The organism is Phenylobacterium sp. T106, from assembly GCF_057219735.1.
In genome coordinates this window covers 1-14,568 of sequence record NZ_JBXVWA010000012.1, presented here as the reverse complement: position 1 = coordinate 14,568, position 14,568 = coordinate 1, and the positions used below count along the sequence as shown (strand labels likewise).

Annotated in this window: 10 protein-coding genes; 5 read left to right on the top strand and 5 right to left on the bottom strand. The window is 71.4% G+C overall.

Annotation, left to right across the window (positions count from 1 at the left end):
• Positions 1 to 115: 115 nt before the first annotated feature.
• The 3 genes from AC2D8W_RS20190 to AC2D8W_RS20180 form a co-directional block, all read right to left on the bottom strand.
• Positions 116 to 1,246: a hypothetical protein gene (locus tag AC2D8W_RS20190; RefSeq protein WP_484673046.1), complete on the bottom strand. Its 1,131-nt coding sequence runs from the start codon at positions 1,244 to 1,246 to the stop codon at positions 116 to 118.
• 105 nt (positions 1,247 to 1,351) lie between these two features.
• Complete coding sequence (locus AC2D8W_RS20185) at positions 1,352 to 1,963, bottom strand: DsbA family protein (RefSeq protein WP_484673045.1); 612 nt, start codon at positions 1,961 to 1,963, stop codon at positions 1,352 to 1,354.
• Entirely contained in the window at positions 1,963 to 2,694 is a 732-nt protein-coding gene (locus tag AC2D8W_RS20180; RefSeq protein WP_484673044.1) for an SDR family oxidoreductase, read from the bottom strand. Before AC2D8W_RS20180 ends, AC2D8W_RS20185 begins: the two co-directional genes overlap by 1 nt.
• Before the next feature lie 70 nt (positions 2,695 to 2,764).
• Here AC2D8W_RS20180 and AC2D8W_RS20175 point away from each other — a divergent pair, with 70 nt between their 5' ends.
• On the top strand, positions 2,765 to 3,208 hold the full coding sequence (locus AC2D8W_RS20175; protein WP_484673043.1) for a winged helix-turn-helix transcriptional regulator: 444 nt from the start codon (positions 2,765 to 2,767) through the stop codon (positions 3,206 to 3,208).
• A gap of 80 nt (positions 3,209 to 3,288) precedes the next feature.
• Positions 3,289 to 4,305, top strand: a complete 1,017-nt coding sequence (locus AC2D8W_RS20170) for a hypothetical protein (RefSeq protein WP_484673042.1) — start codon at positions 3,289 to 3,291, stop codon at positions 4,303 to 4,305.
• Positions 4,306 to 4,312: 7 nt separating this feature from the next.
• On the opposite strand, the gene AC2D8W_RS20165 is transcribed toward AC2D8W_RS20170, so the two are convergent.
• The gene (locus tag AC2D8W_RS20165; protein WP_484673041.1) at positions 4,313 to 7,693 is read right to left on the bottom strand and encodes a carboxyl transferase domain-containing protein; all 3,381 of its coding nucleotides are present in this window, start codon (positions 7,691 to 7,693) and stop codon (positions 4,313 to 4,315) included.
• Between the two features lie 107 nt (positions 7,694 to 7,800).
• Positions 7,801 to 9,822, bottom strand: coding sequence for a hypothetical protein (locus AC2D8W_RS20160; RefSeq protein WP_484673040.1), 2,022 nt, complete (start codon positions 9,820 to 9,822; stop codon positions 7,801 to 7,803).
• Positions 9,823 to 10,071: 249 nt separating this feature from the next.
• Here AC2D8W_RS20160 and AC2D8W_RS20155 point away from each other — a divergent pair, with 249 nt between their 5' ends.
• From AC2D8W_RS20155 to AC2D8W_RS20145, 3 genes are all read left to right on the top strand, one after another.
• Positions 10,072 to 11,685, top strand: a complete 1,614-nt coding sequence (locus AC2D8W_RS20155) for an SUMF1/EgtB/PvdO family nonheme iron enzyme (protein WP_484673039.1) — start codon at positions 10,072 to 10,074, stop codon at positions 11,683 to 11,685.
• Positions 11,686 to 11,755: 70 nt separating this feature from the next.
• The gene (locus AC2D8W_RS20150; RefSeq protein ID WP_484673038.1) at positions 11,756 to 12,979 is read left to right on the top strand and encodes a putative DNA modification/repair radical SAM protein; all 1,224 of its coding nucleotides are present in this window, start codon (positions 11,756 to 11,758) and stop codon (positions 12,977 to 12,979) included.
• Positions 12,979 to 14,448, top strand: a complete 1,470-nt coding sequence (locus tag AC2D8W_RS20145) for a UdgX family uracil-DNA binding protein (RefSeq protein ID WP_484673037.1) — start codon at positions 12,979 to 12,981, stop codon at positions 14,446 to 14,448. The genes AC2D8W_RS20150 and AC2D8W_RS20145 overlap by 1 nt, the downstream gene beginning before the upstream one ends.
• Positions 14,449 to 14,568 lie beyond the last annotated feature (120 nt).

Here is a 14,568-nt window from a genome sequence, read left to right as displayed (position 1 = left end):
TTCGTGAGCAACCGAGGGGCGCCCGAGACCCGCGATTTCGACAACTCCGGTTCGTCCCGGCGAACGCCAGGCCCAGCTCCACGCCCGAGATCCTGATGGGAAGGCTCCGAGCTTCCTAGAGGACGTAGCGCGCGCGCCAGTGGGCGGCGACGAAGGCGCGAAGGTCGCGGTAGGCCACGATCTCCATGTCGCGCAGCGCTTCCACCTTCTCGGCGAGGCCGCCGGCGTCAAAGCGGGCCCGGGCCTGCAGCACGGCGGCCGAGTACCAAGCGTAGCGGCCCGCATCGTCGGTGAGGAGCAGGCTGTCATTGAGGAGCCTGAGGCCCATGGCGACGGCCGCCCCGCTGGCCGCAAGGCCCAGCAGGGCCTTCACGGCGGTCGAGGACGCCGGCACGCCGAACAGCATCAGCCCCCCCGCGAGGGCGGCCGCCACCACGGCGGCGGCGGGAAGGATGTCGCTGCCGATGCGCACGGCTTCGGAGCTTCTGCGCGGCCCGCGAAGCGACGCCCCCAGCTTCCCGTCGGTGTAGGCGAGCTGGATGCCGAACCGGTTGCGCCGCAGGATGTCGAGAAGCAGCTCGAGGCCGGGCGAGGGTTCGGGAATGACCGAGGCGGTGCGCCATTCGGGCAGGACCCAGGCCTCCTCCGGCCGGGGGTCTCCGGCCAGCCGGCCGAGCTGCGCCGGCATCACCTCGGGACTGGGCAGGGCGTCGAGGGCGCGGGCGCGCGCCACCTTCCATTCGGCGAAGGCCTGGTCGTCGACCATCGCCCGGGCCACCAGGTCCAGGTTGTTGACCAGCGTCTGGAAATAGAGGGCGCGGGCCTGTTCGGTCCAGAAGCGGTGGGCGAGCCACCGGGAGCGCGAGTGCGCGCCCAGCCAGTGGAACAGCGCCAGCCCGATGCCGCCGACGGCGAGCGCCAGGGCGGCGCCGCCGGCCACGGGCTGCAGCGCCGGCGGGGCCAGGGGCGAGAAGGCGCCCACGACCAGGCCGCCGACCGACGCGGCCACCGAGATCGCGCCGAGGCGGCGGTCGGCCCGGCCGTGCCGGTTCGCAGGCGCCTCGTGCTTGCCGAACAGGGCGCGAAGCTCGGGCCAGTCCAGAACGCGCAGCGCCGCGGGGTGCTTCGCGCCCAGCGCCATCCGGGCCGGCTTGGTGAAGAGGATGTCGTCGTTCGCCCAGCCCGCGTCAGGGTCTTCGAACTCACCGGGCGCGCGGGCGTCGACCTCTGGCGTGGCGGTGTTCATGGGCGGGCTCCGCAGTCCCCCACGGACCGCTTCGCCGCAGTATAAGCACAAGCGCAGCCGGCCTTGCGACGGTTCGTCGGCCGCCCGGACGGCGAAGGGGTCCGCCTATGCGCCCTGCGCCTCCAGGACGGCCTCTTCCACCTGGCCGAGCCGATCCTTCCCGAAGAACATCTCGTCCCCGACGAAGAAGGTCGGGATGCCGAAGACGCCGCGGGCGACGGCGGCTTCCGTGTTGGCGACGAGCTCGGCCTTGACCTCCGGATCCTGCGTGGCCGCCAGGATGGCCGCTCCCTCGAGACCGGCGCCGTCGAGCGTGACCTTGATCACCTCGGGGTCGTCCATCTTCAGCCCGCGCTCCCACATGGCCGCGAGCACCGTCTCCAGGTAGGCCTCGCCCACGCCCATGCGCCGGGCGGCGACCAGGCCGCGCATGATGGTCAGGGTGTTGACCGGGAAGTGCGGGTTCATCCGGAACGCGGTCAGCCCGTGCTTCTTCACGTACCGCTGCGTCTCCAGGTTCTCGTAGGCCATCTTCCCCTTCACCGGCCCGAAGGCCTCCATGGGCGAGCGGTTGTTGGTGGCCTTGAAGATGCCGCCCAGCAGGCAGGGGATGACGTTGAGCGTGGCGCCGGTCCGCGCCGCGATCTGCGGCAGCACCTTCCACGAGAGGTAGCCGTTGGGGCTGCCGAAATCGAAGATGAAGTCGATCTGAGCCATCACCAGCTCTCCTTCCAGGGTCTGACGTCGAGTTCGTGGGTCCAGGCCGAGCGGCCCTGCCGGTGCACGGCCACATAGCTCTGCGCGATCTCCTCGGGGCGCAGGATCGCGTCCTCGGCGAGCAGTTCGTCGGCGTTCGGGCGGTTCTGGCGGATGAAGACGCCGTCTATGCCGCCGTCGACCACGATGTGGGCCACATGGATCCCCTGCGGGCCCAGCTCGCGGGCCATGCTCTGGGCCACCGCGCGCAGGCCGTGCTTGGCGGCGGCGAAGGCCGAGAAGCCCTCGCGCCCGCGCACGCTGGCCGTGGCGCCGGTGAAGAGGATCGTGCCGCGGCCGCGCGGGACCATGTGCTTCGCCGCCTCGCGGCCCGCGAGGAAGCCGGCGAAGCAGGCCATCTCCCAGACCTTGGTGAAGACCCGCGCCGTGGTCTCGCGGATGCCGAAGCGGACGTTCGCCCCGATGTTGAAGACCACCACCTCCAGCGGCCCGATCTCGCGCTCGATGCGCTCGAAGAGGGCGACCACCTCTTCCTCCTCGCGGGCGTCGACGCCGAACGCATGCGCCTCGCCGCCCGCGTCGCGGATTTCGCCGGCGATGCGCTCGAGCTCGGGGAGGTTGCGCGGGCGTCGGGTCATGCACACCGCGTAGCCCTCGGCCGCAAAGGCCTTCGAGATCGCCCCGCCAAGGCCGTCGCCGACTCCCACCACCAGGCATGCGCCCTTCGACATCGCATACTCCGTTCGAATTTCGAACGAACTTCGTCTTGAATCCGAACCCAGTCAATGGGAGACTTGCGCCATGCGCTGGGCCGAACTCGCCGGAGAGGACTGCTCGGTCGCCCGAACCGTGGCGGTGATCGGCGACCGATGGACCCTGATGATCCTGCGCGACTGCTTCCTGGGCGTGCGGCGGTTCGAGGACTTCGAGCGTCGCCTCGGAATCTCGCGCAGCATCATCGCCGACCGCCTGAAGACGCTGGTGGACGAGGGCGTCCTGCGGAAGGAGGCCTACCAGGAGCGGCCGGTGCGCCACGAGTACCGGCTCACGGACAAGGGGCTCGGGCTCCACGCCGTGATGATGGCGATCGTCCGTTGGGGCGACGTCCACTACGCCGGCGATGCGGGACCGCCGATGATCCACCGGCACAAGGCCTGCGGCTGCGACTTCCATCCGGTGCTGGCCTGCTCGGAATGCGGCGAGGCCGTCGGGCCGCGCGACGTCGAGGTCCGCGCGTCGCGCTGACGCGCGGCTGTTACGCAGGATCAAGCGTCTGAACCGGCGCGTCATGGCTCCCGGCGGCCGCACGACCGACTGTTCCGGGCATGCGCAAAGCCACCCTTCTCCTTTTCGTCCTGGCGCTGGCGGCCGGCGCCGCCGACGCCGCCCGCACGGCCGAGCCCTACAAGGTCCCGCGGACGCCCCACGGCCACCCCGACCTGCAGGGCGTGTGGACCAACACCTCGCTCACCTGGCTGGTGCGGCCGCCGATCTTCAAGGGGCTGGTCGCCACGCCGCAGGAGGAGGCGATGATGCTCGAGGGCTTCCGCAAGATGGCGGGAGATCTGCTGGCCGAGCATGTCGATCCGAACCTGCCGGCGCCGCCCGTCGTCAAGAACGCGCCCCAGGCCGACGTGCTGGAGATGGACCTGCGGCTGGCACGCATCGACGGGCAGCCCCGCTCGTCCTTGATCGTCGAGCCGGCCGACGGCCGTCCGCCCCTGACGCCCGCGGGCAAGGCGGCCACCGACGCCTGGGACAGGTCGAAGGGCTACGCCGATCCCGAGGCCCGTCCGAACGAGGAGCGATGCCTCACCTCGATCGGCCTGATCGAAGGGCCGCCGATGCTGAACGGCGGCTTCAACAGCCACTACCAGATCGTCCAGACGAAGGACCACGTGGCGATCTACGTCGAGATGAACCACGACGTGCGGATCATCCGCCTGACGGACCGCAGCCGGCCGCACCCGTCGGTCACGCCCTGGATGGGCGACTCGGTCGGCTGGTGGGAGGGCGACACCCTGGTGGTCGAGACGACCCATCTGAACCCGAAGGGCGCCTATGTCGGCGGCCTGACCGGCGGCTTCGCCTATTCGCCGCAGGCCAAGGTGATTGAGCGGTTCACGCGCAAGGCCAGGGACATGTTCCTCTACGAGTTCACGGTCGAGGACCCGGTCACGTTCTCGAAGCCCTGGCGCGCCGAGCTGCCGTTCCGCCCGGCGGCCGGACCGATCTACGAGTACGCCTGCCACGAGGGGAACTACTCGCTGCCCAACATCCTGCGCGGCGCCCGCGTGCAGGAAGCCGAGACCGCCAGGGCCGCCGCGAAGCCCGCCCCCTGAGGGGTCCTCAGGGCCGCCAGCCCAGAGGGCGGGGGACGAGGCGGCTGGGCTGGGTGACGACGCGCCAGGCGTTCTCGGCCCACTCGCAGATCCAGCGGCGGGTGTCGCGCGGGTCGATCATCTCCTCCATCTGGAACCGGTTGAGCGGGCCCACCGGGCCGCGCACGCTCTCGATCCGGGCCTCGATCTCGGCGCGCAGGGCGGCGGGGTCGGCGGCCTCGGCGAGCTGGCGCTTGTAGGCCGCCTCGATTCCGCCCTCGGGCGGGATGCCGCCCACGTCCGCCGCCGGCCAGACCACGCGCGCCGACGCGGCGGCCTTGGGCGTGGCGTAGTTGTTGCCCGCGACGCCGAAGCTGCGGCGCATGATGACCGTGAAGATCGGCACGCTCACCTGGCTGAAGGCGATCATCCACTCGCCGCCCTTGCGGATGGTGGCGGCCATCTCGTGCTCGACGCCGACCGCGAAGCCCGGATTGTCGACCAGGTTCACGATCGGGAGGTGGAAGAGGTCGCAGAGGTCGGACAGGCGCTTGAGCTTGTCGCACCCGTCGGCGGTCAGCGCGCCGCCGTTTTCGTGGCGGCTGTCGGACGCCATGATCCCCACGGGAATGCCGTTGAAGCGCGCGAGGCCGGTGATCTGGTCCGATCCCCAGAGCGGCCCGATCTCGAAGAAGCTGCCCTTGTCGGCCATCAGCCGGATGGCGCGGCGCATGTCGAAGGTGGTGGTCCGCTTGCGCGGGACGAGGGTGAAGAGCTCCTCCTCGCGCCGGTCGGCCGGGTCGTCGCAGGCGGTTCGCGGCGGGGCGTCCCAGGCGCTCGGGGGCAGGTAGCTCAGGAACCGCTTCGTCTGGGCCACCGCCTCGGCCTCGGACTCGGCCAGGTTGTCGACCGCGCCGTTGCGGCAGTGGATGCGCCAGTCGCCCAGCTCCTCCTTGGTCACGTCGTAGCCCATGGCGTGGGCCACCACCGGCGGGCCGGCCACGAACAGCTGGGCGATGTCGCGCACCATCACCGAGAAGTGGCCCAGCACCGCCTTGGCCGCGCCGATGCCCACGACGCTCCCCAGCAGCACGTTGACGACCGGAACGCTCGAGAGCTGCTGGGCGTACATCTCCGAGCCGAGATGCCCCGGCAGGAACGAGCCGCCGCCGCCGGCCACCCGGGGCCGTCCGGCCTGGATCGCGCCCGAGCTCTCCTTGGCGGCGCTCTGCTCGCCGCCCTCCTGCTTGGGCACCATCGCGGCCACGCTGCCGCCGCCGGACGAGCCGTCCAGCAGGCGCACCGAGGGGCAGCGGAAGTCGAGGCTGAGCTGGTCGAGGTAGCGGCTCTTCTGCCCGATCGCGCCGTCGGCGTGGCCGCCGCGCGAGGTGAAGTCGTCGGCGCAGACGATGGTGCGCCGGCCGTCCACGTCGCCCCAGCCGCCCACGTGGTTCGCCGGCGTGAAGTCGGCGATGCCGCCGTCCGCGTCGTAGCTGGCGAAGCCTGCGAGGCTGCCCACCTCGCGGAAGCTGCCGCCGTCCAGCAGCAGGTCGATCCGCTCGCGGCAGGTCAGCTTCTGGCGATTGCGCTGGCGGATCACGCCGGGGTCGCGCGTGTCGGGGCCGAAGCGGTCGTGGGCGATCTGCTGCAGGGCCGCCACCTGGGCCATGACCGGCGCCCAGCTGTCCTCGCCGTAGGTGCGGGTCTCGCCGGCGTGCTGGCCGGCGGCCGGCCGGAGCGCCGCCACCACCTGGCCCGCCGCCACGGGCGAGCCGGCCTCCAGGGCGGCGAGGCGGGTGACCGTGCCGGCGCTGGGCGCGGTCACGGTGGTCTCCATCTTCATGGCGCTGACCACCATCAGCGCATCCCCGGCCGCGACGACCGCGCCCTCGGCGACCGAAACCTCGACCACGGCGCCGCTCATGGGGGCCTCGACGCCCTCCTCGCCCTCGTCGAGCGGGAAGGCGGGCGGCGCGGCGGCGGGCTCGGCGCGTCGCGCCGCGGGGCCGGACGGCTGGGCCATCAGGCCGGCGGCGTTCGACGCCTTCAGCCGCGTCATGGGCGAGGCCAGCTCAGGCTTCTCGGCCAGCAGGGTCGTGCGCGCGTCGCCGGCCGCCACCGAGGGCTCGTTGAGGATCGCCTGCAGCTGGCCCAGGTTCGTGGGCAGGCCCGCGATGTGGAACTCGGCCAGCGCGCGGCCGCAGCGCTGGACGGCCGAGGCCAGGGAGCCGTCCGAGGCGGACCGGGCGATCACCTTGGCGAACATGGGGTCGAACTGCGGCGGCGGAGTCAGGCCGGGGTAGCCGCAGCTGTCCACCCGCACGCCCGGCCCCGTCGGCTCCTTGTAGCCGTCCAGCGATCCGGCCCCGACGGCGGTCACCCGCGCCTGGACCGCGTAGCCGCGGGCGGCGGGCGGCTCGGACAGGCCGAGCTGGGCCAGGGTCGCGCCGGCGGCGATCCGGAACTGGGTCTCCACCAGGTCGACGCCGGTGACCTCCTCGGTGACCGTGTGCTCCACCTGGATGCGCGGGTTGCACTCGATGAAGAAGTGCTCGCCGGTCTCGGGGCTGACCAGAAACTCGACGGTCCCGGCGTTGACGTAGCCGCCGGCCTTGGCCAGCCGCAGGGCGTCGTCGAGGATGCGGCGGCGCAGGCCAGGCTCGAGGCCCGCCGCGGGCGCGATCTCCACGACCTTCTGGTTGCGGAGCTGGACCGAACAGTCGCGCTCCCAGAGGTGGACGAGCCCGCCCTGGGCGTCGGCCAGCACCTGGACCTCGACGTGGCGCGGCCGCACGACCAGCTTCTCGAGGAAAACCGATCCGTCGCCGAACGCCGCCGCCGCCTCGCTCTGGCAGCGCGCGAAGGCCTCGGCCAGTTCGCCCGGCTGTTCCACGCGGCGCATGCCGCGGCCGCCGCCGCCGGCCGCCGCCTTCAGCATCACGGGATAGCCGATCGCGCCCGCCGCCTGCGCCGCCTCGTCCGGCGAGGCGAGGGCGCCCGCGCTGCCCGCCACCGTGGGCACGCCCAGGGACGCCGCCAGGCCGCGCGCCTTCACCTTGTCGCCGAACAGCTCCAGCGCCGGCGGGGGCGGGCCGATGAAGGTGAGCCCCTCGGCCAGGCAGCGGCGGGCGAACGCCGCATTCTCAGAGAGGAAGCCGTAGCCGGGATGCACCGCGTCGCAGCCGGACGCCGTCGCCGCGGCGATCAGGGCCTCGATGTCCAGGTAGGGCGCGACCGCGTCACCGCCGGGCCCGCCGATCGCCCGCGTCTCGGTGGCGACCTTGGTGTGCAGCCCCCGGGCGTCGGCCGCCGAGTGCACGCTGACGCTCTCGACGCCGAGCGCCGCCGCCGCCCGTGCGATCCGCACCGCGATCTCGCCCCGGTTTGCGATCAGAACACGCTTGAACACAGGCCCGCCTCCTCCGGCCGCTCTGCCGGCGGCCTCCGGGCCCCACTGTCGAACAGTTGTTCGAAGGCGCCAAGCGGGGGCGGCGCGCCGCGCCGCCCCCGCGTGGCTCAGAAGCGATAGCCCGCGGTCAGCGACACGGCCGTGAAGTCGTGGCCGAAGGCGCCGCTGAGGCCAAGCCGCAGCGTCTCGCCGATCTGGCGGACCGAGGCCTCGCGCGAGCCCACGCCGTAGCTCAGCGACACCTCGTGGTACTTGTCGACGAAGAGTTCGTCGCCCAGCAGGTGGGTGTAGGTGTAGCTGGCGCGGACCGTACCCTGCCGGCCCAGGACCCGGCCGAAGGGGACCTGGTAGGCGATCCCGTTGCGCAGCGCGGTGTTCTGGATCTTCGGGGTCTCGAAGTCGCCGGCCTCGATCTTCAGGCTCGAGGAGTAGGTGATCGCGTTGCCCAGGATGAGGTGGCCGCGGCCCACCGGCGCCAGCTTGTAGCGGCTGGAGACGCCGACGAGGTAGAGGGCGCCCGAGGACACCTCGTTGTCGGAATAGAAGGCCGCCGCGCTCGCGGTCGGCTCGACCACCCAGCGCCCGTCGATCAGCGGGACCTCCACCGTGGTGCGCAGGCCGAGCGTGGCGGTGCGCCCGCCTTCGCCGCCGCGGTTGGAGCCGTAGTCGATGTAGCTCACCGGGATGCTGACCTTCAGCCGCATGCGGCTGCCTTCGCGCAGGCGGAAGCCGCGCTCGAAGAGGCCGTCCACGAACTGCGCGTCGGCGCCGCCGGCCGACAGGTGGCCGGCCCGGCCGCCCACCATCCAGCCCGAGGTGTCCGGCTCGCGCCCGCGGCCGCCGTCCTTGCCGCTGGTCTCATCCAGCGCTTCGGACGGGCTGTCGAGGTCGAGGGAGCCGCGGGTCAGCTGGCCCTGGGCCGAGAAGGGATTGCCCACCAGCGGGTTGTTCGGGGTGTTCTGCGCCAGGTACCGCGCATAGGCCGCCGTGATCTTGCCGCGGTCGGCGTTCTCGTCGGCGAACTCCAGGAAGTCGCCCAGCGCATTGGCCCGGCTGTCGGCGCCGCTGCTGGTGAAGCTCAGGCCCAGGTCCGGCGCCGTGAAGCTCACGTCGGGGTTGTTCGCCGCCGACTCGGCCCGGACTTCGATGCCGACGATGTTCAGCACGGCGCTGGCCGCGCTGCAGGTCCCGGTGACGACGCCGCCATCCCGCTGGCAGGAGCCCGAGTAGTTGATCCCGAACGTCTCGAAGCTCGAGTTGCGGTTGGCGATCGCGTACGCCAGCAGCTGGCCCGGGTTCGCGACGCCGAAGGTGTGGGTCTTGCCGTCGACCGTCAGCGAGCCGGTCAGCGCGTCGCCGAGGTTCGGCAGCTCACCCGCCCGCAGGACGAAGCCGTCGGGCTGGCCCAGCAGGCGCGCGACGACGATCGGGGCCTTGCCGCTGGCGAAGAAGTTGCGGTCCAGCTCGCGCCGCGAATCCGCGCGATCCACGAAGGGGTCGAGGCCGGTGGCCACGTTCGGGCTGGCCGTGAACGCATAGCCTACTTCCGGAATGGCGAAGCTGAGCGCGATCGAGTTTTCCGGGGAGGTGAGGCGGAAGGTGAGCCCGTTCAGCTTGAGCGTGGAGTCGACGGAGTCACAGGGACTGACCACGGCCCCCGCCGGCAGGCCGAGACGGTCGTTGAACGCGGGATTCACGCGGCACCGGCTGACCAGGTCGAAGTTCTCGACGTCGAAGGTCGCGTCGGTCAGGGCGCTCACGGATTCCGCGCGGATCGCCAGGCTGTGGCTGCGGCCGGGCGAGCCGGGAATAAGCCGGGCGTTCGGCTCGGACGCCAGCACCTGCTGGATCGTGGGGTCGTTTGGCCCGAGGGTCACGCCGTTGGCCCGCGCGCCGTTGAGGAAGAAGCCTTCCAGCGACCATTGCGTCACCGCCGCGCCGCCGAACACCGTCGGCTGGCCGTTGGACTGTGTGGTGGCGGTGCTGGAGTAGACCTGCGGCATCCCCGGCGCGTACGCGCTGTGCTGGGTCTTCACGTCCAGGTCGAAGAACTGCGCATGAGCCGCTCCGCCTGCGGTGAGGCCGCATGCGGCGACGCAGGCGCCAAGCGCCCGCTTACTGAGATCCATGAGAGTGCCCCCAAAGCAAGAGGGGCGACGCGCTATACTGACGGGCGCGACATTGAAATAACCGATTGTAGGGTCTTCTTCAAATTAGCGACCTGCGCGAAGTTCGCATATCAGAGTTATGATTGTATTCGTGACTCAGAAGTTAACGATGATTGCGGTCAGAAAGGGTTGACGTTGCGACAGGGTTGTTTGTTGCTTGTCACGTGAAGTAGAGCGGCCGATCAGGGGCTGCGGGGACTTGGGGGATCGATGTTCTGCGAAGCGGTGTGGCGCGCCCTGGCGTCGCTCGTGATGGGGCTTGCCGTATGGTGCGGCGCTGCGGGCGCCGCCCAGGCCGCAGCGCCGCCCCGGTTGGCCCTCGTCGTGGCCAACAGCGGCTACAGGACCCTGCCGGCCCTGCCCAACGCGGCCAGGGACGGCGACGCCATCGCCGCCGCGCTCACGACGGCCAAGTTCGTCGACGCCTCCGGGGCCGGCGCGGTGCGGCCGCGCCGCGACCTGACGGACGCCCAGCTTCGCCAGGAGCTCGCCGACTTCGCGGCGGCGCTGGCGCGCGCGGGCGACGAGGCCTTCGGGGTGGTCTACTTCTCCGGCCACGGCGTGACCCTCGGCAGCGGCGGGAACGGCGCGCTGCTCCCCATCGACCAGGGGGCCGAGGTCCAGCCCGGCCTCGTCACCCGCACCGCCATCACCGACCAGCTCCTCGGCGCGGGCGCGCGCACGGTGGTGGTGATCCTGGACATGTGCCGCAGCCCGCTCGCCGCGCCGCCCGCCGAGGCCGAGGCGTCCAAGGGCCTGCGCATCGACGTCGCCACGGCGGCCGCGCCGACGGGCTCCAAGGGCCTGACGCGCTACGCCCCCGCGCAGCGGCGGCCGGATCAGGGCTACCTCGTGGCCTATTCCACCAGCCCGGATCAGCTCGCCTTCGACTCCGGCGTGTTCAGCCGCATCCTGGCCGAGGAGATCCGCCGCCCGTCGCAGAACGTCGCCGACGTCTTCAAGCGGGTCTCGGACCGCGTGGCGCTCGGGTCGGGGGCGAAGGCCTGGCAGAAGCCGACGTTCGACTACGGTCTGCAGGGCGATCCGCCGTGCTTCGTCAGCTGCAGCCCGCAGGCCGATGGCCAGCGCTTCTACGACTGCGCCAACTGTCCCTGGATGCGCGTGGTGCCGGCGGGCGACGGTCTCCTGGGCTCGCCGGCCAGCGAGGAGGCCCGGGGCCGCGACGAGCCCCTGGTCCGTTCCGTGCGGGTCGCGAAGCCGTTCGCGCTGGCGGTCTTCGAGTTGACCCTGAGCGAGTGGGCGGCCTGCGAGCTGGACGGCGCGTGCCGCAAGCGGCCGAACTGGTCGAAGGACAATCCCAATCCGCTGATCCCGGCGACCCACATCTCGTACGAGGACGCCCAGGCCTACGTCGCCTGGCTATCGGCCCGGTCGGGCCGCGCGTACCGGCTGCCGACGGAGGAGGAGTGGGAATACGCCGCCCGCGCCGGCGCCTCGTCGGCCTTCACCTTCGGCGACGACATCACGCCCAGCCAGGCGAACTACGATCATTCCGCCCGCTATCGCGGCTCTCCCGTGCTGCCCTACCGCGGCTACCCGGAGGCGGTGACCGGCTATCCGGCGAACGGCTTCGGCCTGGCCCAGATGGAGGGCAACGTGTGGGAGTGGACCTCGGCCTGTGTCGCGCCCGAGACGGCGGCCCGCTGCAAGGCGCGCGTGCTGCGCGGCGGCTCCTTCGAAAGCGCCCCGGCCGAACTGCGCCTTGCGAACCGCTTCCCCGTGCCGGACGACAAGGTGCGCGCCGACGTGGGCCTGCGCGTCGCCCGAGACCTCGACCCGGACGAGGGCCGCGCCTTGCCCTGACGCCGCACCCGGCGAAAGAAACACCACGGCCGCGCTTGCGTGAACAAAACTGGAACATTACGGTCCGGGCATGGTCGCCCTGACGCTCAAGCGCAAGCTTGCCATCCTGTCCGACGCCGCGAAGTACGACGCCTCCTGCGCCTCGTCGGGAAGCCGCAAGCGGGACTCCATGGGCGGGAAGGGCGTGGGCTCCACCGATGGCGGGATGGGGATCTGCCACGCCTATGCGCCGGACGGGCGCTGCATCAGCCTGCTGAAGATCCTGCTGACCAACTTCTGCGTCTACGACTGCGCCTACTGCGTGAACCGGATCAGCTCGAACACGCCGCGTGCGCGGTTCTCGGTGGACGAGGTCGTCGACCTCACGCTCGGCTTCTACAAGCGCAACTACATCGAGGGCCTGTTCCTCTCGTCGGGCATCATCCGCAACGCCGACTACACCATGGAGGAGATCGTCCGCGTGGCGCGCACGCTGCGCGAGGTCCATGACTTCCGCGGCTACATCCACCTCAAGGTGATCCCCGAGGCGTCGCCGGCGCTCGTGAACGAGGCGGGCCTCTACGCCGATCGCGTCTCCATCAACATCGAGCTGCCCAAGGACGAGAGCCTGGCGAGCCTCGCGCCCGAGAAGGACGTGGTCGGCATCAAGAAGGCCATGGGCGCTGTGCGGGTTTCGGAGAGCGCGTCGAAGGAGAAGGGGCGGCGGACGCGGGCGCCCAGGTTCGCCCCGGCCGGACAGTCCACCCAGATGATCGTGGGCGCCGACGCGGCCGCGGATGGGGCGATCCTGAAGCGGGCCGAGGGGCTGTACGGCGCCTATGGCCTGCGCCGCGTCTACTATTCCGCCTTCTCGCCCATTCCGGACGCCACCTCGCGGCTGCCCCTGCAGCGGCCGCCGCTGATCCGCGAGCACCGGCTCTACCAGGCCGACTGGCTGATGCGCTTCTACGGCTTCTCCCGGTCGGAGATCGCGGGCGAGGACGAAGACCTGGACCTGGCGATCGACCCCAAGCTGGCGTGGGCGCTCAAGCACCGCGGCGACTTCCCCGTGGATGTGAACACCGCCGACCGCGAACGCCTGCTGCGCGTGCCGGGGCTGGGCGTGAAGGCGGTGGGCCGCATCCTCGAGGTGCGCCGCTACAAGCGGCTGGAGCTTGCCGACATCGGCAGACTCTCACGCAGCCTCGCCAAGCTGAAGCCCTTCCTGGTCGCCGCCGACTGGTCGCCCGGCGCCCTGACCGACCGCGCGAACCTGCGCGCCCGTGTCGAGCCCAAGCAGCTCGAGCTGTTCTGATGCCGGTGGTGCGGCTGGCCCACGAGACCGACTTCGACGGCTGGCGCGCGGCGGCCCGCGACCTGCGCGCCCAGGGCGTCCCGCCGTCCCAGGCGATCTGGACCGTGGACGGGGCGGCGGATCTGTTCGCGTCCCCGACGTCCGCCGGCGGCGTGGCCGTCTGCGAGGGGGCCGCACCGCCGACCCCGGCTGCGGCGCCGCCGGCCTTCACTGTCCCCAAGCCCTTCGTCGACCTGGCGCGGCAGGTGATCCAACACCGGTCGGACGAGCGGTTCGACCTGCTCTACCGCCTGCTCTGGCGGTTGAAGGACGAGCCCGACCTCCTGCACATCCTGTCGGACCTCGAGGTGGCGCGGGCCAACGGATACGCGCGGGAAGTGAGCCGCGCGGCGCACAAGATGAAGGCCTTCGTCCGCTTCCGGCTGGTGCACGACGAGGAGGGGGAAGCCTATGTCGCCTGGTTCGAGCCGGCCCACCGGGTGACGGAATCGACCGCGCCGTTCTTCGTGAAGCGCTTCGCCAACATGCGCTTCTCGATCCTGACTCCGGACGTGTGCGTGCACTGGGATCTGAAGCAGCTGGCCGCCACGCCCGGCGCGGACCCCGCTGATGCGCCGCGCGAGGACGCGCTCGAGGACTACTGGAAGACCTACTACGCCTCGATCTTCAACCCGGCGCGCCTGAAGGTGGCCGCGATGCAGAAGGAGATGCCCAAGCGCTACTGGCGGAACCTGCCCGAGGCCGCCCTCATTCCGGAACTGATCGCCCAGGCCGAGGCCCGCACGAGCGACATGGTCCGTTCCGCGCCCACCGAACCCAGTCGCCGCGTGGTGAAGGCCGCCGTCCGCGCCAGCCGCGACGCCCCGTACGACGGCCAGGCGCCCGTCACCCTGGAGGAGATCGCCGCCGGGGTCGACCACTGCCGCCGCTGCGACCTGTGGAAGGACGCGACCCAGGGCGTGCCGGGGGAGGGGCCTGGACGGGCCAGGCTGTTTTTCGTGGGCGAGCAGCCCGGCGACCAGGAGGATCTCGCCGGTCGTCCGTTCGTGGGGCCTGCGGGCCAGATGTTCGACCGCGCGCTCACCGCCGCCGGCGTCCCGCGCACCGAGACCTACGTCACCAACGCCGTGAAGCACTTCAAGCACGAGCTGACCGGCAAGCGGCGGCTGCACAAGACCCCCAACCCCGGCGAGGTGACCGCCTGCCGCTGGTGGCTGGACGCCGAACGGCGGATCGTCCGCCCGCGGGTGGTGGTCTGCCTGGGCGCCACCGCCGTGCTCTCGGTGTTCGGCAAGGCCATGCCCATCGGCAAGGCGCGGCAGCAGGCGCTGCAACTGCCCGACCAGGCGCAGGGGGTGGTCACCTACCACCCGTCCTTCCTGCTGCGCGTGCCGGACGCGAAGGCCAAGCAGGAGGCGTTCGACGCGTTCGTGGAGGACCTGAAGTTCGCCTGGGCGCTGGCGGCTTAGGGTGAAAACTCGATCAGCTTGTTGATGGTGTTTGCCAAATCGTGATTCAAGCTCTGCGGAGGTGGATCATGAGCAACGAATTCTGGTTCAGCGACGAGCAGTGGGCGAAGATCGAGCCGC